Raw genomic sequence first — 21,387 nt, 5'->3', positions numbered from 1 at the left:
TTACACCTTCGCCACAAGTGGGCGACCAAGCAGGCCCTGAGGACGGAAAATCAGAATCACCACCAGCAGGGAGAAACTGAACACGTCTTTGTAGTCAGAGTTGATCAACCCCGAGAACAACGACTCGGAAATACCCAGGATGATCCCGCCCAGCATCGCCCCAGGCAGGGAGCCGATGCCGCCGAGTACCGCTGCGGTAAACGCCTTGATGCCGATGATGAAGCCGGCGTAGAAGTCGAACGTGCCGTAGTTGAGGGTAATCAGCACGCCGGCCAGGGCCGCCATGGCGGCACCGATGACAAACACGTAGGAGATGACGCGGTCGGTGTTGATCCCCAGGATCGAGGCCATCTTGCGGTCTTGCTGGGTGGCGCGGCACATGCGGCCGAGCTTGGTGTACTTGATGATGTAGGTGAGCAACGCCATGCCGGCAAACGCCGCCACGAGGATGAAGATCTTGGTGTACGTGAGCTGGACGAACCCACTGCCGATATCGACGCGCCAGGCGCCGGCCAGCAGGGTTGGAATGCCTTGTTGTTTCGCGCCCTGGGCGATCTGCGCGTAGTTCTGCAGGATCAGGGAGATCCCGATGGCGCTGATCAGCGGAGCCAGTCGGGTGGAGTTGCGCAGCGGTTTGTAGGCGACCCGTTCGATAACCCAACCGTACACGCCGGTGACGACCACGGTGAAGATCAGGGTGCCGAGAATGAGCAGCGGGAAGGATTCGATGCCGAAGTAAGCCAGCAGTGCCAGACTGATCGCCGCGAGGTAAGCGGAAATCATATAAACCTCGCCGTGGGCGAAGTTGATCATGCCAATGATGCCATAGACCATTGTGTAGCCGATGGCGATCAGGCCATAGACCGACCCGAGGGTCAGGCCATTGACCAGTTGCTGCAGGAAAATACCATCCATAACGCAATCTCACGCGGTGAGCACCTGCACACCAGTAGGTGTGCGGCGCTTCTGGAGGAAAAGACAGATCTCAATAACAACACGGGTCCCAATGTGGGAGGGGGCTTGCCCCCGATAGCGGTGTGTCAGTCAACAATTGTTCATCTGACCCACCGCATCGGGAGCAAGCCCCCTCCCACATGGATTACTTCTGCTTTTCCAACTGGTGGTATTTGCCGTCTTTATCCCACTGGTAAACCACGTAGTCGGAGACTTTCAGGTCGCCTTTCGCGTCCCAGGTCTTCTCGCCCATCACGGTTTTGACCGGGTGCGCTTTCAGCCATTTGGCTGCGTCTTCGCCCTTGTTGGACTTGGCGCCGTTGAAGCCGGCGGCCAGGGCCTGCAGCGAGGCGTAGGCGTACAGGGTGTAGCCTTCTGGTTCATAGCCGGCCTTGCGGAACTCCTCCACCACGGCCTTGCTGTCTGGCAGCAGGCGTGGGTCGGCGCCGAAGGTCATGTACACGCCGTCGACGTATTGCGCGCCGCCAGCGGTGGCCACCAGTTCATCGGTCACCACGCCGTCATCGGACATGAACTTCACGTCTTTGAGACCAGCTTCACGAATCTGGCGAACCAGCGGACCGGCTTCCGGGTGCAGGCCGCCGAAGTACACCACGTCGGCGCCCAGGGAGCGGATTTTGGTGACCAAGGCGCTGAAGTCTTTCTCGCCACGGGTCAGGCCTTCTTCCAGCACCGGCTTGACGCCGCGCTTGGTCAACTGGGCGGAGGTGGCATCGGCCAGGCCTTTGCCGTAGGTGTCCTTGTCGTTGATGACGGCGACTTTCTTGCCCTTGAGCACGTCGACGATGTAATCGCCGGCGACGATGCCTTGCTGGTCGTCACGGCCGCACATACGGAACATGGCGCCCAGGCCACGCTCGGTCACTGCTGGGTTAGTGGAGCCTGGGGTGATCGCGATAATGCCCGCTTCGTCGTAGACCTCGGAGGCCGGGATGGTGTTCGACGAGCAGAAGTGCCCGACCACGCCGATCACTTTGTCCTGATCCGCCAAGCGGTTGGCCACGGCCACGGCCTGCTTGGGTTCGCAGGCGTCGTCGCCGGCCACCAGTACGACTTTCTCGCCGTTAATCCCGCCGGCCTTGTTGATCACCTCGGCTGCCGCCTGGGCACCCTTCATGTACTGCTCACCGAAAGAGGCGTTGGCGCCCGTCATGGGCCCCGCTACGCCAATCTTCACATCAGCTTGAACAAACGTAGAAACACCCAGCGCCGTTGCAACGGCGAGGGCCAGAAAACCTTTCTTGTAAAACGTCTGGGACATGAGTGGTGCTCCGATATTTTTGATTTTTGGCACGACAACTTGCATTCAAACCTTTCACTGAAAGCTCAGAGCAAGCGTCGTGCCAGTACGTTTTTATTCTTCAAAAAGACACGGTGTCATTGTTATTACAGGCCTTTCGACTCCGCTCGCCAGGACGTGCAACCCCCTGGCATCAATAGGTGCAACCCAATGACCAAAAAAGTACAACCCTGGCGGGTCGCACCTGCAACCAAAGCAATAAACGATAGTTCCTACAGCTGTAACAGACTGCGTAACGGAACTGCACATTTACAGTGCGCGACTGCTACGACCTGCACCAATACAGATTAGTAGCCGGCGAAGAAAATGCAGGCTTCTGAGCGGTATTTCGCTGATCAGATCACGATCCTCAGGCATTGCCCGGCGTGATAGAGCGAAAATCCGGCTTCATACAGGCAACTGCGCAGCCCAACCCCCGCCAGCGGTTGCATGGGTGCAAACGGAATCGGCAACGCCTGGGGATTCTGGTGACACAAATAGTCGGCAAACGCCTTGCCGACCACGCTGCCGGTGGTCACGCCACGCCCGTTATAGCCGGTTACCGCAACCAGGCCGGGGGCTGGCTCGAACAGGCGCATCAGGTGATCGGGGGTGAAGGCGATGCAGCCGGTCCAGGTGAACTCCCATTGCACCGACTTGAGGTACGGGAAGTAGTGCTGCTGCACCCGATCAGCCCACGCCTTGAGGAACCACGCCGGTTTCTGGTTGCCGTTGCCCAGGCTGCCGAGCAGCAGGCGGCCATCGGCATCGCGGCGGATGCTGCTCAACACTTGGCGTGTGTCCCATGAGCCTTGGCCGCCGGGCAGAATCTGCTCGGCGGCGGCGTCGGCCAGCGGCGCGGAGGCGACCTGGTAGTAGTAGCCGGGGAAAAAATTGCGCCGCAGCTCGGTCCACTCACCTTCGGTGTAGGCATTGGAGGCGATCACCACCTGTGCAGCCTGCACAGCGCCCTGGGCGGACTGTACCGACCAGTGTGACCCCTGGCGTTCAAGCCGGGTGACCGGGGAATGGTCGAACAACTGCCCACCAAGGCCTACGGCGGCATTCGCCAGACCACTGGTGTAGGCCATCGGGTTCAAGGTGCCGGCACGCCGATCCAGCAAGGCGGCGGCGATTTTCTTCGTGCCGGTGGCGTGCTCGCAGGCTTGGCCGGTGAGCAATTGCACCGGCGCGCCGCGGCGCTTCCACTGTTCTTCACGACTGCGCAAATCCGCCTCGCCACGGGCGTTATGCGCCATGTGCAGGGTGCCCTCGCGGCGTAATTGGCAATCGATGTTGTATTTGTCGATCAGGCTGAACACCAGCGACGGTGCCGCGCCGAGCATGCGGTTGAGCTGGCTGCCCACCGCTTCGCCGAAACCGGCTTCGATCTCGTCCGGGGGGATCCACAGGCCGGCATTCACCAACCCGACATTGCGCCCCGAACCACCGTGGCCGGTGTGATGGGCCTCCAGGACGGCAACGCTTTTACCCTGTTCCAGCAAATGAATGGCGGCCGACAATCCGGTGATGCCGGCGCCGATCACGCACACATCCACCTTGACCTCGCCCTTGAGCGCGGCGCGATCGGGCCGGCCAGGGGTGAGGTGTTCCCACAAACATGTTTCGCGTAGTGCCATTGCCAGACTCCGGTGAGACCCAACAAACATCTGTTCCGAACAGCAAAGAGGTCATCTGTGGGAGGGGGCTTGCTCCCGATAGCGGTGAATCAGGTTCAAATGTGTTAACTGACACATCGCTATCGGGAGCAAGCCCCCTCCCACAGGTTTAATGGTGTTTCGACAGGAAATCAGTCGAAGGTAATGCCCTGGGCCAGCGGCAACTCCAGCGAGTAGTTCACGGTGTTGGTCTGGCGGCGCATATACCCGCGCCATGCATCCGAACCCGACTCACGACCGCCACCGGTCTCTTTCTCACCGCCAAACGCGCCGCCAATCTCCGCGCCGCTCGGGCCGATGTTGACGTTGGCGATCCCGCAATCACTGCCCACCGCCGACATGAACTGCTCGGCTTCACGCACATCAGTGGTGAAGATGCACGAGGACAGGCCTTGGGGCACGGCGTTGTTCAGGCGCAGGGCTTCGGCGAAGTCCTTGTAGCCGACGACATACAGAATCGGTGCGAAGGTTTCGGTGCACACCACATCGCTCTGCTCAGGCATTTCGACAATGGCCGGCGACACGTAGTAGGCGTTGGGGAACTTGTCTTCCAGCTGGCGCTTGCCGCCGAACACCTTGCCGCCTTCGCTCAAGGCCTGCTCCAGGGCGTCCTGCATGTTGTCGAAGCCCTGCTTGTCGATCAGCGGGCCGATCAGGTTGCCTTCCAGCGGGTGGCCGATGCGCACTTTGGAATAGGCGGCCTTGAGGCGGGTGACGATTTCTTCCTTGACCGACTCGTGGGCAATCAGCCGGCGCAGGGTGGTGCAGCGCTGGCCGGCGGTGCCGACGGCGCTGAACAGGATGGCGCGTACGGCCATGTCCAGGTCGGCGCTCGGGCCGAGGATCATCGCATTGTTGCCGCCCAGTTCGAGGATGCTGCGGGCGAAACGCGCGGCAACTTTCGGCGCTACTTCGCGGCCCATGCGGGTGCTGCCGGTGGCGCTGATCAGCGCCACGCGTGGGTCATCCACCAGCGCAGCGCCGGCATCGCGGCCGCCGATGATCACCTGGCTCAGGTACTCGGGGGCGCCGTCGAATTTCTTCAGCACGCGCTCGAACAGCGCCTGGCAGGCCAGGGCCGTGAGTGGGGTCTTTTCCGACGGTTTCCAGATCACCGCATTACCGCACACCAGGGCCAGGGTGGTGTTCCACGCCCACACCGCCACCGGGAAGTTAAAGGCGCTGATCACCCCGACCACGCCCAGCGGGTGCCAGGTTTCACGCATATGGTGGCCCGGACGCTCGGAGGCGATGGTCAAGCCGTACAGCTGGCGGGACAGGCCCACGGCGAAGTCGCAGATGTCGATCATTTCCTGCACTTCACCCAAGCCTTCCTGGGTGATCTTGCCGGCTTCCCAGGACACCAGCTCGCCCAGATCAACCTTGTATTCGCGCAGTACATCACCCAACTGGCGCACCAACTCGCCGCGACGCGGTGCCGGCACTTTGCGCCAAGCCTCGAATGCATGCTCGGCGCGACTGACCTGTTGCTCCACCTCGGCGGCACCCTCCCAGTGCACACTGCCGATACGGCTGCCATCAATCGGCGAATGCACGGGTTGTTTACCCGCCTGGTATAGCGCAGGGTTTACCCCGAGACGATCAAGCAATGCGGCAACCATGGGTCACTCCTTCAATCTGCAAACAAAAAATCGCACCGTGTCACGCACGGCGATCCAGGCCTTATTTGTAGCTGGCCCAAGACTTGCCAACAAACGACGATTAGGCGAGATATCATTCCGTTTATTCATGCAAAGAATAAAAAGAGGCGTGCCGTGCTGAACAAAAGACATTTGCCCTCGATCACCGCCTTGCAGTGTTTCGAGGCCGCCACCCGCCACCTGAGCTTCACCCGCGCCGCCGAGGAGCTGAACCTCACGCAAAGCGCCGTGAGCAAACAGGTCGCGCAGCTGGAAGAACTGCTCCAGCACCTGCTGTTCCGCCGCGTACGCCGGCGCTTGCAGATGACACCGGCGGGCGACCTGTACCTGGTGGAAGTGCGCAAGATTCTCACGCAGGTGGAGATGTCGACCCACTACCTGCGCTCCTACGGCGGCGAGACCGAAGTGTTGCGCGTGTCCACGCCCTACACGTTTGGCGCGCGCTGGCTGGTGCCACGCCTCAAGGGCTGGCGCCTGCGCCACCCGCAGATCCACTTGGACCTGTGCAACGAACAGGAGCCGGACGAACTGCTGCAAGGCAAGGCCGACATGGCCTTCTACTTCGGCCAGGGCTCGCGCCCCGGCACCGAGAGCCTGAAGCTGTTCAGCGAAGAGCTGGTGCCGGTATGCGCCCCAGAAAGCCTGCCGGCGCAGCCGTTCACCGACCCCACGCAACTGAGCGACCTGGTGCTGCTGCAAAACGCCTCGCGCCCCCAGGGCTGGCACGACTGGTTTGCCGACCAGGGTTATCACACCGAGCACAGCTACCACGGGCCACGTTTCGACACCTTTTATATGTGCATTCGTGCGGCGCAGGTGGGGTGTGGTGTGGCACTGCTGCCGCGCTTCCTGGTGGAGGAGGAACTGGCCGACGGCAAGCTGGTGATCCCGTGGCAGCATGCGATGCCGAGCCAGGATGCGTATTACCTGGCGTATCCCGAGCATTCGGCAGAGGTGCCCAAGGTGCGGGAGTTTGTGAAGTGGATGATGGAGCAGGTTCTTTAGTGCCTGGAATACCGCTATCGGGAGCAAGCCCCCTCCCACATTTGAAATGCATTCCACGTGTGGGAGGGGGCTTGCTCCCGATGAGGCCAGTGGCCTAACCGAAAAAAATCACTGGCAAAACCCCACAGGTCTATGCGCCACTAGCCCCCTTCCTTAATTGTGCGTAAAGGTCGGCACCCATCGCCGACCCGTCTGGAGATTCCCGTTATGAGCGAGAGTGTGTTTGCCGATCGCATCGTGCAGAACTTGCTCGACACCGACTTCTACAAGCTGACCATGATGCAGGCGGTGCTGCACAACTACCCCAATGTGGAAGTTGAATGGGAGTTTCGTTGCCGTAACAGCGAAGACCTGCGCCCGTACCTGGCGGAGATCCGCTACCAGATCGAGCGCCTTGCCGAACTGAGCCTGAGCCCGGACCAACTGGGGTTCCTGGAACGCATCAGCTTTATGAAGCCGGACTTCCTGCGCTTCCTCGGGCTGTTTCGCTTCAACCTGCGCTATGTGCAGACCGGCATCGAGAACGGCGAGCTGTTTATCCGCCTGCGCGGGCCGTGGCTGCATGTGATCCTGTTTGAGGTGCCGATGCTGGCCATCGTCAGCGAAGTGCGTAACCGCTACCGCTACCAGACCGTGATCCTCGAACAGGCCCGCGAGCAGCTGTACCGCAAGTTCGACTGGCTGACGGCCAACGCCAGCAGCGAAGAGCTGTCCGAGCTGCAAGTGGCCGACTTCGGCACGCGCCGACGCTTCTCATACCGCGTGCAGGAAGAAGTGGTCAGCGTGCTCAAGCATGACTTCCCCGGACGCTTTGTCGGCACCAGCAACGTGCACCTGGCGCGCGAGTTCGATATGAAACCGCTGGGCACCATGGCCCATGAATGGATCATGGCCCACCAGCAACTCGGCCCGCGCCTGATCGACAGCCAGATCGCCGCCCTCGACTGCTGGGTCCGCGAATACCGTGGCCTGCTCGGTATTGCCCTGACCGACTGCATCACCACCGACGCCTTCCTCGGCGACTTCGACTTGTACTTCGCCAAGCTGTTCGACGGCCTGCGCCATGACTCCGGCGACCCGGTGCAGTGGGCCGAAAAAGCCATCGCCCACTACCACAAGCTGGGCATCGAGCCGATGAGCAAGACCTTGGTGTTCTCCGACAGCCTGTCGTTGCCCAAGGCCCTGGAAATATTCCGCGCGCTGCGTGGTCGCATTAATGTGAGCTTCGGCATCGGCACTAACCTGACTTGCGATATTCCAGGGGTGGAACCGATGAGCATCGTGCTTAAAATGACTGCCTGCAATGGCCAGCCCGTCGCGAAGATCTCCGATGAAGCGGGCAAGACCCACTGCACCGACCCGAACTTTGTCGCCTATTTGCGTCACGTTTTCAAAGTACCTGCCATCTCTAGCAAGGAGTGAATCATGCAAGCCGTACAGCGTGAGATTGCTGAACAGCTCAAGGTCCAAGCGCCGTTCAAGGACCAGGCCGCCCTCGAGGCCGAGGTTGCCCGGCGTGTGGCGTTCATCCAGGACTGCCTGCGCAATTCCGGGCTCAAGACATTGGTGCTGGGCATCAGCGGCGGCGTCGACTCCCTGACCGCCGGCCTGCTGGCCCAACGCGCGATGCAGGAACTGCGCTCCAGCACCGGTGACGAGGCCTACCGCTTTATCGCCGTGCGCCTGCCCTACGAAACCCAGTTCGATGAAATCGATGCCCAGGCGTCGGTGGACTTTATCGAACCGGACGAACGCCACACCGTGAACATCGGCCCGGCGGTGAAATCCCTGGCCAATGAAGTGGCGGCGTTTGAAGGCAAGGCGGCGGTGTCCCGCGACTTCGTGCTCGGCAACACCAAGGCACGCATGCGCATGGTGGCGCAGTACACCATCGCTGGCGCGGCCAGCGGCCTGGTGATCGGTACCGATCATGCGGCGGAAGCGGTGATGGGCTTTTTCACCAAGTTCGGTGATGGCGCCTGCGACCTCGCGCCGTTGAGCGGCCTGGTGAAAAACCAGGTACGCGCGATTGCGCGGTTCTTTGGTGCGCCGGAGTCGTTGGTGGAGAAGGTTCCTACGGCCGACCTTGAAGACCTGTCGCCAGGTAAGCCGGATGAAGCGTCACATGGCGTGACGTATGCCGAGATCGATGCGTTCCTGCACGGTGAGCCGGTGCGGGAAGAGGCGTTTCGGATTATTTGCGAGACGTACCGCAAGACCGAGCACAAGCGGGTGATGCCGTTTGCGCCGTGAGGTGAGCCAGATAGTGTTGTGCTGATTGGCAGGCCGCCATCGGGGGCAAGCCCCCTCCCACATTTGAATGTGTTCACAACTCAAGTGTGGGAGGGGGCTTGCTCCCGATGAACGATAACGCGGTCTTACTTGACGACCACAGTGCCTTTCATCATCGAGATGTGGCCTGGGAACGAGCAGAAGAACGCGTAATCCGTACCGGCGGCCAGTTTCGACACATCGAAGGTCACCGAATCTTTCTCGCCGGCACCAATGATCTTGGTGTGGGCGATGATGCGATCGTCACCCTCTTTCAGGTAGTTCTTGTCGATGCCAGCGGCCATGCCATCAGTGGCAACCGGCTGCATGTTGGCGGCGCTGGTCAGCACCCAGTTATGACCCATGACGTTTTTCGGCAAGCTGCCGGAGTGAGTCAGCTCGACGGTGAACGTCTTGCAGCTCTTGTCGATCGTGATTTCCTTGGTGTTGAAGGACATCTGGTCAGTGGAGTCGACGGTGACCTTGCACTCTGCAGCAAGCAACTGACCGCTAGCCAGAGTCAGCAGGGAAACAGCAACGAGTTTGGCAAACATGTGAATCTCCAAGGCAGGGTTTAAACAACGCGTAATGCGACAAGGGTGCCTGAGGCAGGCAGAAATTCTTATGACCTGAATCAACAGATTGTATACAACTTTAGGCTATCAGACTTATCGACACAATCAACCAGCCAAAGTGCCGCACGTTGCCTATGATCGGCCCATCACCCACTGGAGTCCGAGCCATGCACCTCAACCAACTGTTCAATGGCCTTCTGGCCGCATACGCCTGCGGTAAGTGAAGGCCAAGCGCCCCTTGAAGCTGCTACCATGTCGTCCCAAGGCAGCTGCGCGCCGCCACCCTCACCTTCGACCCTAGAGGATCGCCCATGGCCAAACCTAATTACTCCTTCGCCAAACGTCAGAGAGACTTGGCCAAGGAACAGAAGAAAGAGGAAAAACTGCAACGCAAGAAAGCCGCTGTCGATGAAGAAGCGGGCGCACTGAACCCGGACGCGGAAGGTGAAGTGGCAGCAGACGAGACTGAAACCCCGAAAGACCCGGCTGAATAAATTCTGTTGTGGTGAGCAGGCCCCCCTGTCTCACCACAATCCACCGTTATTCCAGCGGCATCACCGTCACCCGCACCTCCGGGTCATGGCTCCCTCCCCCCAGAATCACCCCGCGCAACGGCGATACATCGGAGAAATCCCGGCCCCAGGCCAAGGTGATGTGCTCCAGCGCCGGCTGCACATTGTTTGTCGGATCGAAATCCACCCAGCCCGATACGGGGCAATACACCGAGACCCAGGCGTGGGAGGCATCGGCGCCGATCAGCCGTGGCTGGCCGGGCGGTGGCTGGGTGAGCAGGTAGCCGCTGATGTAACGCGCCGCCAGGCCGCGCGAGCGCAGGCAGGCGAGCATCAGATGGGCGAAGTCCTGGCACACGCCGCGTCGGCGCTCCAGCACTTCCACCAGCGGCGTGGCGACCTGGGTGGCTTCGGCATCGAAGGTGAATTCACTGAAGATCTTTTCCATCAACGCCTGCACACCCAATAGCAATGGCGCGCCAGGGGGGAAACAGCTTTCCGAGAACTCGACGAAGGTTTTCTTCAGGTGCACGTAGGGCGATTCGAAGCGATAGCGACAGGCTTCGATCAACTCGGGCGACAGCGGCTGGCTGCTGTAGGTCAGGCTGTCGCGGGTCTGGTCCCAGGCTGGCGACTGTCGGAAATCCAGCACAGGCCGCGCCAGCACTTCCACGGTCAGCCCGGCATTGACCAACAGTTCATCGTGGGGCCGTTCGAACGCCAGGCGGGTGATCGGGTTGCCGAACACGTCCAGCTCGTCCCGGCGTGAAGACGGCTGCGGGCTGATATCCAGTTGCTGGTCGCTGCAACGCTGCCAGGCGCACGGCCGCGGCCATAAATGCGCCAGCTGCTGGGCCAGGGACACCGGGCTGTCGTAGTGGTAATGGGTATCGTGGAAAATCTGGTAGCGCGCACTCATCACACCGACACCGTTTGCTGGCTGACATCATCCACATGGGCAAAGTGGCGCAAGGCCAAACGATCCGACACTTGCCCACTCTCATCGGCGACCGCTTGCAGCAGGTCGGCCAGGCCCTCCAGTGCGGCACGCACGCTGGATTCGCCAAACAACGGGTTCTCCAGGCAAGCCAGGTCGAAACGCGCCAGGCGCTCCACCAACGGCGCCAACCCGGTCTCCCGTGGCACAGCAAAATCATCATTAAGACGGCGCAGGGTACGGCTCACCAGTTTCAGCTGGAACAGCACCGCGTGGGGGTTCTGTTCGTCCAGCAACAACAAATCCAGGACCGGGATCAACTGCGGCACCGCCAGGTAGCGCGAGCGGTAGGTGATGCTGCTGTTGCCGAGCTCCAGCAACCACTCCAGTCCCGCTTGGTCGAACACCGCCACGCCGCGCAGGAATGCCGCCAGGCTGCTGCTGAGAAATTGCAGACGCTCGATGCGCCGGCCCATCATCAGGAAACGCCAGCCTTCGTCGCGGGTCATGTCGTCCAGGGCAAACCCGGACAACGCGGCCAGGGACATCACCAGGCGGTTGAGGAAATCCAGCAACTCGCCAAAATCCGGGCTTTCACTTTCCAGCTCCAGGGCTTCGCGTTGCAGCTCCACCAGGGCCTGCCAGTTCTCACGGGACAACTTGCCGCGCACCTGGGACGCCGCCCACTGCAAGCGTTGCAGGTTGGCGCGCAGGCTCGACGGCCAATCATCGCCGAGCAAGGCCGCCTGCAAACGCTCGGGCAACTCGCCCTCCTCCGGCAGCAGCCGCAGGTTTTCACCCAACTCGATTGCCGCCTGCAACGCCAGGGGGTCGTCGCCGTCGACATAGCGCGCCAGCACGATCCGCAGCCAGCGTGCACTGTCGTCGCAGCGTTCGCAGTAACGGCCGAACCAGAACAGGTTTTCCACCACGCGGGACGGTAGATAAGGGTCGCGGCGCACCAGGTCGTGTGCGCCAATCGCGCGCTGGGCGCGCCAATGCTCGCCACTGCTGGCGCGCTCACCCAGCACCCAGGTGTCCTTGCTGGCGCCGCCGCGCTGCATCGACACCACTTCGGCATCGGCATCGGCCGCCACGCGGGTCAGGCCGCCGGGCAGTACACGGTAGCCCTCCGCGCTGGCCACGGCATACACCCGCATGCCGATGGCACGGTGTTGCAAGTGATCTTCCACGGTGTGCCACACCGGTGCCTGGGACAGTTGCGCCAGCTCCTGGGCGACGTAGGCGTACGGCCGTGCACGCATGCGTTCGGCCAGGGCCTGGCGTTGTTCGTCGTTCAAGTCGCGACCGAATACCGGGGTAAAACTTTGCGATGGAAACGCCGGTTTGATCAGCAGCTCCGGCAGTTTCTCCAGGGCTTCGGCGAGCACCGGCGCCTCACCGCACCACCAGGTGGCGATGGACGGCAGGATCAATTCTTCGCCAAACAGGAACTGGTTGATCTTCGGTAGAAAGCCCAGCAACCCGGGGGATTCCAGCACGCCGCTGCCCAAGGCATTGGCCACCAGCACATTGCCCTGGCGCGCAGCGTCGAGCAGGCCGGGTACGCCGAGGGCGGAGTCAGTGCGCAGCTCCAGCGGGTCGCAGAAGTCGTCGTCGAGGCGACGCATGATCGCGTGCACCCGGCGCAGGCCGCTGAGGGTTTTCAGGAACACCGTGCTGTCGCGCACCGTGAGGTCGCCGCCTTCCACCAACGGGTAGCCGAGCTGGCGCGCGAGGTATAGGTGTTCGAAATAGCTCTCGTTGAAACGCCCAGGGGTGAGCAGCACGATCAGCGGCGGCTGGTCATCGCTCGGTGCCTGGCGGGCCAGGGTTTCCTGGAGCGTGCGGAAGAAACCGGTGAGGTGCTGCACCTGCAGATCACGGTACAGGTCGGGGAAGGCGCGGGACACGATGGTGCGGTTTTCCAGCGCATAACCTGCGCCCGAAGGCGCCTGAGTACGGTCGGCGGTGACCCACCAGCGACCATCCGGGGTACGCGCCAGGTCCACGGCATACAGGTGCAGAAACGCACCGTCAGGCGGTTGGATACCCTGGCACGGCCACAGGAAATTGTTATGCCCGAACACCAGCTCGGCCGGCAACAGGCCTTCCTTGATCAAGCGTTGCGGCCCGTAGAGGTCCGCCAGTACGGCGTTGAGCAAGCGCGCACGCTGGGCGATACCGGCTGACAGCTGCTGCCATTCATCGGCCGCCAGCACATGGGGCAGCAGGTCCAGTTCCCACGGGCGATCGGCGCCCTTGGGGTCGGCGTAGACGTTATAGGTCACGCCGTTTTCCTGGATCTGCCGGGTCAGCAGCGCCTGACGCTGGGCCAGTTGCGCGGGTGTGCTGCGTTGCAGGTGATCAAGCAGGCGCTGCCAATGGGCGCGCACCGCGCCACTGTCGTCCAGCAGTTCGTGATAAGTACCCGCAGTCAGCGGGTATTGGTCGAGCAAGTCGGGCATGGAACGCTCGGCAGAGGCAAAGGGGCTCAGATTAACCTAACAAACACTGCAAATCCCCTGTGGGAGGGGGCTTGCTCCCGATCGCGGTGGGTCAGTCAACCTATGTATCGGCTGATTCACCGTAATCGGGAGCAAGCCCCCTCCCACATTCTGATCGCATTTAGTCATTCTTATTGGGGTGACGCCGCAGATCCAAGGTCATCGGGAATTCGTCATTGATCACAACACTCGGCACGGTGAGCTTCCCAGGCGTGTGGCCGAGACGGAAAAACCGCGCCATGCGCCGACTCTCAGCCTCATTGGCGTTCACCGGCAAGCTGTCGTAGTTACGCCCACCCGGATGCGCAACATGGTACTGGCAGCCGCCCAGCGAGCGTTGCATCCAAGTGTCCAGCAGGTCGAACACCAGCGGCGCATGCACCGGGATGGTCGGTTGCAGGCAGTTGGCCGGTTGCCAGGCGCGGTAACGCACGCCGGCGACGAACTCACCGATGCGCCCGGTCGGTTGCAGCGGCACCGGGATGCCATTGCAGGTCAGCAGGTAACGTTGCGGCGGCAGCCCGCTCAACTTCACCTGCAAACGCTCCAGGGACGAATCCACATAGCGCACCGTGCCACCCACCGCGCCCTCTTCGCCCAGTACATGCCAAGGCTCCAGGGCCTGGCGCAGTTCCAGCTCGATCCCGCTGACGGCGTAATCGCCAACCTTGGGGAAGCGGAACTCCAGGTGCGCGGCAAACCATTCGGCCCGCAACGGGTAACCGGCGGCGTTCAACTCGACGATCACGTCGGCAAAATCCTGCTCGATAAAGTGCGGCAACAGGAAGCGGTCATGCAGCTCGGTGCCCCAGCGCGCCAGTTTCGGCGGCGCATAGGGTTCGCGCCAGAAGCGCGCCACCAAGGCCCGCAGCAGCAATTGCTGGGTCAGGCTCATGCGTGCGTGGGGCGGCATTTCAAAGGCACGCAACTCGAGCAAGCCCAGGCGGCCAGTGGCACCGTCGGGCGAGTAGAGTTTGTCGATACAGAATTCGGCGCGGTGGGTGTTGCCCGTCACGTCGATCAACAGGTTGCGCAGCAGGCGATCCACCAACCACGGCGGGCATTCTTCACCCGGCTGCGGCATTTGGGCAAAGGCGATTTCCAGCTCGTACAGCGCATCGTTGCGGGCTTCGTCCACCCGTGGTGCCTGGGAGGTCGGGCCGATAAACAGGCCGGAAAACAGGTACGACAGCGACGGGTGGTTGTGCCAATAGCTGATCAGGCTGCGCAGCAGGTCGGGCCGGCGCAGGAACGGTGAATCCTTGGGCGTCGCGCCCCCCAGCACAAAGTGGTTACCCCCGCCGGTGCCGGTGTGACGCCCGTCGATCATAAACTTCTCGGTGGTCAGCCGGGTTTGCCGCGCCTCCTCGTAGAGGAATTCGGTGCGCTCCACCAACTCGTCCCAGGTCGCGGACGGCTGCACGTTGACCTCGATCACACCCGGATCCGGCGTGACGCGGAAGTTGCTCAAGCGCATATCGAACGGTGGTTCGTAGCCTTCCAGCAGCACCGGGCAGTGCAGTTCCTCGGCGGTGGCTTCAATGGCGGCCACCAGCTCCAGGTAATCCTCGACGCGCTCCAGTGGCGGCATAAACAGGTACAGGCGGCCTTCCCGCGCTTCGGCACACAGGGCGGTGCGGGTCAGCCAGTCGGCGGACTCGTCGACCTCGGGCACACGCTCGTCGCTCGGCGCGGGCTCGCCATGGCTTTGCAGTTGGGTGCTGGTCGGCAGCTCCGGCTGATCCTGGTTAGGGTCGGTCGGGTGCACAAACGGATACTCCGCCGCCGTCACCCACGGCTGCGAGGCCAACGGCAGGCGATAGCCCAGCGGTGAATCCCCCGGCACCAGGCGGCAATGGTTATCGCGCAGGTACCAGCGCCCGCTCTGCCAGCGATCATTGGCGGCGGTGCGTGCCAGCGGCAGCACCTGGCCGATGACTTTATCCAGGCCTTGGCTGAACACTTTGCGCAGGCGTTCGCGCTCCAGGTCGTCGCTCAGGCGCGGGTCCTGGGCGGTGACGTTTTGCGGCAGCGCACCTTCGCGCCACAGGTAGTAGAAATTATCTTCGAAGGCCGGGAACACAAAGCGCGCCGGCAACTTCAGACGCTCGGCGACGCTGGCCAGGAAACGCCCGGCCATTACGCCATCGGCGCCGTAGTCCTGTTGTTCATCGGCGATCAGCGCGCTGTTGTGCCAGATGGGCACGCCGTCACGGCGCCAGTAGCAGTTAAGCGACCAGCGCGGCAATTGCTCGCCGGGGTACCACTTGCCCTGGCCGAAGTGCACCAGGCCCTTGGGTGCGTAGTGCTTGCGCATGCGCTGGAACAGTTCGGCGGACAAGCGACGCTTATCCGGCCCGAGGGCTGCGGTGTTCCACTCGGCGCCATCAGGGTCGTCGATGGAGACGAAGGTCGGCTCGCCGCCCATGGTCAGGCGCACATCATCCTTGAGCAGGTCGCCATCGATCTGCCGGCCCAGGGCCTGGATCGCCAGCCATTGCTCTTCGGTGTAGGGCTTGGTCACTCGTGGCGCTTCCCAGATGCGCTCAACCGACATCTCGTGGGTAAATTCGCACTCGCACGGTTCCACCAGCCCACTGATCGGCGCGGCTGAGGATGGATCAGGACTACAGGCCAACGGGATATGCCCTTCACCGGCGAACAGCCCGGAAGTGGCATCCAGACCGATCCAGCCGGCACCGGGCAAATACACTTCGCACCAAGCGTGCAGGTCGGTGAAGTCGACTTCGGTGCCGGAGGGGCCGTCGAGAGCTTTGACGTCGGCGGTCAGCTGGATCAGATAGCCGGACACAAACCGCGCCGCCAACCCGAGGTTGCGCAGCAATTGCACCAGCAACCAGGCCGAATCACGGCAGGAGCCGGAAGCGTTTTCCAGGGTGAATTCCGGGGTTTGCACGCCCGGTTCCATGCGGATCAGGTAGCCGATGTCGGCGGCCAGGCGCTGGTTGAGGCCCACCAGGAAATCCACGGCCGGCAGCGGCGTACGGTCGATGCCCGCCAGGTAGGCGGCAAACTTCGGCGTCAGCGGCAGGGTTTCCAGGTACGGGGCCAGCTCGCGCTGCTCATCGGCGGCGTAGCTGAAGGGGATTTTTTCGGCGTAGGGCTCGAGGAAAAAGTCGAACGGGTTGAACACCGCCATCTCGGCGACCAGGTCGACCTCGATGCGCAGTTCATCGGTCTTTTCCGGGAACACCAGACGCGCCAGGTAATTGCCCTGGGGGTCTTGCTGCCAATTGATGAAATGCTGCTCGGGCAGCACTTTGAGTGCGTAGGACAAAATCCGCGTGCGGCTATGGGCAGCCGGGCGCAGACGCACGATCTGTGGGCCGAGTTCGACCGCGCGGTCGTAGCGGTAATGCGTAACGTGGTGCAACGCGACATGAATCGACACGGCGGCCTCCTGCGAGCCAGGGCATGGACACAAAGCGCGCAAGACTTATGCCAGAGCGGCGGTCATTGCGCTTTATCGTAAGACCCGGTGCAGTACAGCACCAAAACGGCGCCAACGGCGGTGTCGTGGTGCAGGCGCCGCACATATTTGTGGCGTTAATGTGAGGATGGGTTGCGAATCTACCCAATCAACGGGTTTTGCGCTTTGCGATTACGGCTTGGCGCAGGTGGCGTATCTCGGACAGTTTTTTGCGCATTTCGCGGTGGCGTTTGCTATTGAGCAGCAGTAACCCCAACAGCGGAAAGAGGACAGCCGAGCCAGAGACCAGCTTGTTGAGATCATATTGAATCATTGGCAGTACGAACAACAGACAAGCGCCCAAGTAAGCCGCCACCAGCCGCGTAGCCCAGGGATAGCCGCGTGCGATCATGACGTTGCCAAAGACCAGCACCGCCACTAGCACCAGGATCGCGCCTACTGAATAGTTGGCCTTGAGCGCGGGATCAAGACCGCGCAAATAGGTCACGCCAGCCATGGAAACCGAGGCTGAGCCGGAGAAGATCGCCATGAAAATCGTCCCCATGAAGACCGGGAAATAGCGCGCGAGGAAACCGTTTATCGAAGGCGGCTCCTTCACATGCGACTACTCGATCTGACGGTTGATTTAACCGCCTGCCGAATGCGACGGATTCCCACGAGTTTCGTGCGCATCTCTCGTTGAACCTTGCTGTTAAGTGTCAATAATCCGAGCAATGGGAATAACAGCGCCAACCCATAAAGGACTTTGTGAGGCTGGAATTGAACCATCGGAACTACAAACAGTAGACAGGCGACATAGATACCGACCATTACCCACACCCAGGAGGGTCGGCCCCGCAAAATCATAAAGTTGCTATGGACCGTCAACAGAATGAGCAGCGCCCCGGCAGACATGATCTTGAGCCCCACTTGAGCCATCGGCGCATCACGAAAATAGGTGATGAACGCCAGCGCCACAGCCAACGCCAAAGAAAAACACGCAGCAAATACGCCACCCATAAACGTCAGAAAGTATTGTCTGAAAAAGTCGCGTAGCGTCATCAATTCGCTCATTCGCTTACCTCCTCGTACAGTCCAATCGCGATGGTGTTGACGTTTCCGGAGTAGGCACTCCCGCCAAACCCAACGCTTGCGCCCAGGACGTCTTTGATCTGGGTAGTGGTGCTGTGCTTGAGCTGCGTAGGGGTGAAACGCTTGGTGAGTTCGCCCGACGCCTGCCTCAATTTGATCATCTTCGCGGTCAAGCTGGGATGGTTGATGCTCAGCAGCTCTTTCGTCAGCTTGGCTCTTTCCTGGCGATTCAAACCGCGAAGCACATCACGCAGGCTCTTGCCCGTCGATGCTTTGGCGGCCCTGACCAGCTTGACCGTCGTCAGGGCCGAAGCGCCCACGCCTGCCAGTGATACGGCGTCCAGCACGATGGACGCATTCTGGTACCAGCCTTCACTGTCGAGCGCATCCTTGACCTCAGGTTTGGCGACTTCCAGCGCTGTTCGGGCAATGCCGTTGAAACACTGAAGCGTACTTGCGCCGGCAGCCGCATACCCCACTACAACGATGACGGAACTGGCGCCAGCGCTGAAAGGCACCAGAATTGTTCCACTGGCGATCGCAGCCCAACTGATGACCGCCCCCAAGCAGGAGATTCCGGTATTCACGGCTTCGCCAATCAGTCGCGATTCTCGAGGATTGCTCACGACATGTTGAGCAAACTGTGTTGGCGCAATGTACTTCTGCGCTTCACGCAAAATGATGCGCTTGGGCTTGATGCTGCAGATGGGCTTGAATTCGCGCAGGGTAATGACATTGAAGTCAGCGTCGATATACACCACCCCCGCGCCGACGATGCCGGGGTCGGCGTCGATGGCCGCGAACAGCCGTGGCAAGTTGATCTGGCTTTCGATGCGCTGGCGCGCCATGAACTGGGAGCGGTTGGAGTCCATGCCGAGCAGGGGGTTGCCCATGGGGGTGTTCTTCCTTGAAGGGGTGATGACTGGACTGACGCTATCGGGGGCAAGCCCCCTCCCACACTTGATGTGTGAATACATTCAAAATGTGGGAGGGGGCTTGCCCCCGATAGCGATTTAATGGCGGCCACCTTAACAAACAGACGCCCCAGCGCCTAGAAAGCAAAACGCCAGCACGAGGCTGGCGTTTTGCATATTCAGGCTGCGATCAACGCGGCACGACCGGCTTGCGGGCGGGCTTGCCGCCCTTGCCCTTGGCCGCATCGCTACGTTCTTTAGCAGCCTGCTTGTTACGTGCCTGCGCCGCAGCCTTGGCTTGCTCACGCTTGTCCCACGGGTTGCTGCCGTCGCTGCCACGGGGTGGCAAACCGGTGTGCTGGGTGAGGATCTTCGTAGTAGTTTCCTTGGCGACCTTGTGGCTGCCGGCCGGCGTCGAGTTCTTGCGACGGGCGCTCTGGTAGCTGTCGGTGGACGGCTGATGCAGCGGGATCAGTTGGTCCTTGCCCGGCCCGATCAGGTCGGCACGGCCCATGCGGATCAACGCTTCACGCAGCATCGGCCAGCCTTTCGGGTCGTGGTAGCGCAGGAACGCCTTGTGCAGGCGGCGCTGCTCCTCGCTCTTGACGATGGTCACTGCGTCGCTCTTGTAGGTGACCTTGCGCAGCGGGTTCTTGCCCGAGTGGTACATCGCTGTGGCGGTGGCCATCGGCGACGGGTAGAACGCCTGCACCTGATCGGCGCGGAAGCCGTTGCCCTTGAGCCACAGGGCCAGGTTCATCATGTCTTCATCGGTGGTGCCAGGGTGGGCCGCGATGAAGTACGGGATCAGGTACTGCTCCTTGCCCGCTTCCTTGGTGTACTTCTCGAACATGCGCTTGAACTTGTCATAGCTGCCAATGCCCGGCTTCATCATCTGGTTGAGCGGACCTTCCTCGGTGTGTTCCGGGGCGATCTTCAGGTAGCCACCGACGTGATGGGTCACCAGCTCCTTGACGTATTCCGGCGACTCGACCGCGAGGTCGTAGCGCAGGCCGGAAGCGATCAGGATCTTCTTCACACCCGGCAATGCACGGGCGCTGCGGTACAGCTGGATCAACGACGAATGGTCGGTGTTCAGGTTCGGGCAGATGCCGGGGAACACGCACGACGGCTTGCGGCACGCGGATTCGATTTCCGGGCTCTTGCACGCAATGCGGTACATGTTTGCGGTCGGGCCGCCGAGGTCGGAGATCACACCGGTGAAGCCTGGAACCTTGTCGCGGATCTCTTCGATTTCGCGAATGATCGACTCTTCGGAACGGTTCTGGATGATCCGGCCTTCGTGCTCGGTGATCGAGCAGAAGGTGCAGCCGCCGAAGCAGCCACGCATGATGTTCACCGAGAAGCGGATCATGTCGTAGGCCGGGATCTTCTCCTTGCCGTACGCCGGGTGCGGGACACGGGCGTACGGCATGCCGAACACGTAGTCCATTTCTTCGGTGGTCATCGGGATGGGCGGCGGGTTGAACCACACGTCCACTTCACCGTGCTTCTGCACCAGGGCGCGGGCGTTGCCTGGGTTGGTTTCCAGGTGGAGTACGCGGTTGGCGTGGGCATACAGCACCGAATCGCCACGGACTTTTTCCACGGACGGCAGACGAATGACCGTCTTGTCGCGAGTCATGCGCGGGCTGGCCAGGATCTGTACGACCTTGGCTTCTTCCGGGTCTTCAACCGGGCCCTTTTCCTGCTCGATGGCGCAGGCCTGGGTATCCTGGGTATTCACGTACGGGTTGATGATCTTGTCGATCTTGCCCGGACGGTCGATACGGGTGGAGTCCACCTCGTACCAGCCTTCGGGTGTGTCACGGCGAATGAACGCGGTACCGCGCACATCGGTGATGTCTTCGATCTTGTGGCCCCACGACAGGCGCTGGGCGACTTCGACGATGGCCCGCTCGGCGTTGCCGTACAGCAGGATATCGGCGGTAGCGTCGATCAGGATCGAGTTGCGCACGCGGTCCTGCCAGTAGTCGTAGTGGGCGATGCGGCGCAGGGACGCTTCGATGCCGCCGAGTACGATCGGCACGTTCTTGTAGGCTTCCTTGCAACGCTGGCTGTACACCAGGCTGGCGCGGTCCGGACGTTTGCCGGCCATGCCGCCTGGGGTGTAGGCGTCGTCGGAACGGATTTTCTTGTCGGCGGTGTAGCGGTTGATCATCGAGTCCATGTTGCCGGCCGCGACGCCGAAGAACAGGTTCGGCTCGCCGAGCTTCATGAAGTCGTCTTTGGACTGCCAGTTCGGCTGCGCAATGATCCCGACGCGGAAACCCTGGGACTCCAGCAACCGGCCGATGATGGCCATGCCGAACGACGGATGGTCCACGTAGGCATCACCGGTGACGATGATGATGTCGCAGGAATCCCAGCCAAGCTGATCCATCTCCTCCCTGCTCATCGGCAGGAATGGCGCAGGACCGAAACATTCGGCCCAGTACTTGGGATAGTCAAATAACGGCTTGGCTGTTTGCATGACGGTGACCGGTGTTGAGATGAAAAATCGCGGGCGCGGAATATAGCACAAATTTT

Annotated in this window: 16 protein-coding genes; 4 read left to right on the top strand and 12 right to left on the bottom strand. The window is 61.4% G+C overall.

Features of this window, described 5'->3' with window-relative positions; all coding sequences use genetic code 11:
* The 4 genes from AB1462_RS04165 to AB1462_RS04150 form a co-directional block, all read right to left on the bottom strand.
* Entirely contained in the window at window positions 1–915 is a 915-nt protein-coding gene (locus AB1462_RS04165) for a branched-chain amino acid ABC transporter permease LivH (protein ID WP_090400844.1), read from the bottom strand.
* Between the two features lie 184 nt (window positions 916–1,099).
* Complete coding sequence (locus AB1462_RS04160; protein ID WP_090400845.1) at window positions 1,100–2,236, bottom strand: branched-chain amino acid ABC transporter substrate-binding protein; 1,137 nt, start codon at window positions 2,234–2,236, stop codon at window positions 1,100–1,102.
* 374 nt (window positions 2,237–2,610) lie between these two features.
* Window positions 2,611–3,894, bottom strand: coding sequence for an NAD(P)/FAD-dependent oxidoreductase (locus AB1462_RS04155; protein ID WP_367246222.1), 1,284 nt, complete (start codon window positions 3,892–3,894; stop codon window positions 2,611–2,613).
* A 170-nt stretch (window positions 3,895–4,064) separates the two neighbouring features.
* Entirely contained in the window at window positions 4,065–5,555 is a 1,491-nt protein-coding gene (locus AB1462_RS04150; protein WP_259194456.1) for an aldehyde dehydrogenase family protein, read from the bottom strand.
* Window positions 5,556–5,708: 153 nt separating this feature from the next.
* Between AB1462_RS04150 and AB1462_RS04145 the strand changes: the two genes are divergently transcribed.
* From AB1462_RS04145 to nadE, 3 genes are all read left to right on the top strand, one after another.
* Window positions 5,709–6,599, top strand: coding sequence for a LysR family transcriptional regulator (locus AB1462_RS04145; protein ID WP_090400848.1), 891 nt, complete (start codon window positions 5,709–5,711; stop codon window positions 6,597–6,599).
* A 207-nt stretch (window positions 6,600–6,806) separates the two neighbouring features.
* Window positions 6,807–8,021, top strand: coding sequence for a nicotinate phosphoribosyltransferase (gene pncB, locus AB1462_RS04140; RefSeq protein ID WP_053134484.1), 1,215 nt, complete (start codon window positions 6,807–6,809; stop codon window positions 8,019–8,021).
* Between the two features lie 3 nt (window positions 8,022–8,024).
* Window positions 8,025–8,852, top strand: a complete 828-nt coding sequence (gene nadE / locus AB1462_RS04135) for an ammonia-dependent NAD(+) synthetase (protein WP_259194457.1) — start codon at window positions 8,025–8,027, stop codon at window positions 8,850–8,852.
* A 125-nt stretch (window positions 8,853–8,977) separates the two neighbouring features.
* On the opposite strand, the gene azu is transcribed toward nadE, so the two are convergent.
* On the bottom strand, window positions 8,978–9,424 hold the full coding sequence (gene azu, locus AB1462_RS04130) for an azurin (protein WP_090400850.1): 447 nt from the start codon (window positions 9,422–9,424) through the stop codon (window positions 8,978–8,980).
* A gap of 332 nt (window positions 9,425–9,756) precedes the next feature.
* Here azu and AB1462_RS04125 point away from each other — a divergent pair, with 332 nt between their 5' ends.
* Window positions 9,757–9,939 carry a hypothetical protein gene (locus AB1462_RS04125; RefSeq protein ID WP_032890516.1) on the top strand — a complete coding sequence of 61 codons (183 nt, stop codon included), beginning with the start codon at window positions 9,757–9,759 and terminating at the stop codon, window positions 9,937–9,939.
* Between the two features lie 46 nt (window positions 9,940–9,985).
* Here AB1462_RS04125 and AB1462_RS04120 read toward each other — a convergent pair whose 3' ends face one another.
* The 7 genes from AB1462_RS04120 to AB1462_RS04090 all read right to left on the bottom strand — a co-directional run bounded on the left by AB1462_RS04120 (window position 9,986) and on the right by AB1462_RS04090 (window position 21,331).
* Entirely contained in the window at window positions 9,986–10,876 is an 891-nt protein-coding gene (locus AB1462_RS04120; protein WP_090400851.1) for a transglutaminase family protein, read from the bottom strand.
* Window positions 10,876–13,362 carry a circularly permuted type 2 ATP-grasp protein gene (locus AB1462_RS04115; protein WP_090400852.1) on the bottom strand — a complete coding sequence of 829 codons (2,487 nt, stop codon included), beginning with the start codon at window positions 13,360–13,362 and terminating at the stop codon, window positions 10,876–10,878. Before AB1462_RS04115 ends, AB1462_RS04120 begins: the two co-directional genes overlap by 1 nt.
* 160 nt (window positions 13,363–13,522) lie before the next feature.
* Window positions 13,523–16,813, bottom strand: a complete 3,291-nt coding sequence (locus AB1462_RS04110; RefSeq protein WP_315335668.1) for a transglutaminase family protein — start codon at window positions 16,811–16,813, stop codon at window positions 13,523–13,525.
* 187 nt (window positions 16,814–17,000) lie between these two features.
* Window positions 17,001–17,396, bottom strand: coding sequence for a hypothetical protein (locus AB1462_RS04105; protein ID WP_090409801.1), 396 nt, complete (start codon window positions 17,394–17,396; stop codon window positions 17,001–17,003).
* A 50-nt stretch (window positions 17,397–17,446) separates the two neighbouring features.
* Window positions 17,447–17,905 (bottom strand): hypothetical protein, encoded by a 459-nt coding sequence (locus tag AB1462_RS04100; RefSeq protein ID WP_024073094.1) that lies wholly within the window; start codon window positions 17,903–17,905, stop codon window positions 17,447–17,449.
* Window positions 17,902–18,816 carry an NAD synthetase gene (locus tag AB1462_RS04095; protein ID WP_090400854.1) on the bottom strand — a complete coding sequence of 305 codons (915 nt, stop codon included), beginning with the start codon at window positions 18,814–18,816 and terminating at the stop codon, window positions 17,902–17,904. Before AB1462_RS04095 ends, AB1462_RS04100 begins: the two co-directional genes overlap by 4 nt.
* A gap of 211 nt (window positions 18,817–19,027) precedes the next feature.
* The gene (locus AB1462_RS04090; protein ID WP_090400855.1) at window positions 19,028–21,331 is read right to left on the bottom strand and encodes a YgiQ family radical SAM protein; all 2,304 of its coding nucleotides are present in this window, start codon (window positions 21,329–21,331) and stop codon (window positions 19,028–19,030) included.
* Between the last annotated feature and the right edge of the window lie 56 nt (window positions 21,332–21,387).

It is taken from the genome of Pseudomonas sp. SB113, assembly GCF_040754745.1.
Classification (GTDB): domain Bacteria; phylum Pseudomonadota; class Gammaproteobacteria; order Pseudomonadales; family Pseudomonadaceae; genus Aquipseudomonas; species Aquipseudomonas grimontii.
This window is presented reverse-complemented; position numbering and strand designations above follow the sequence as displayed.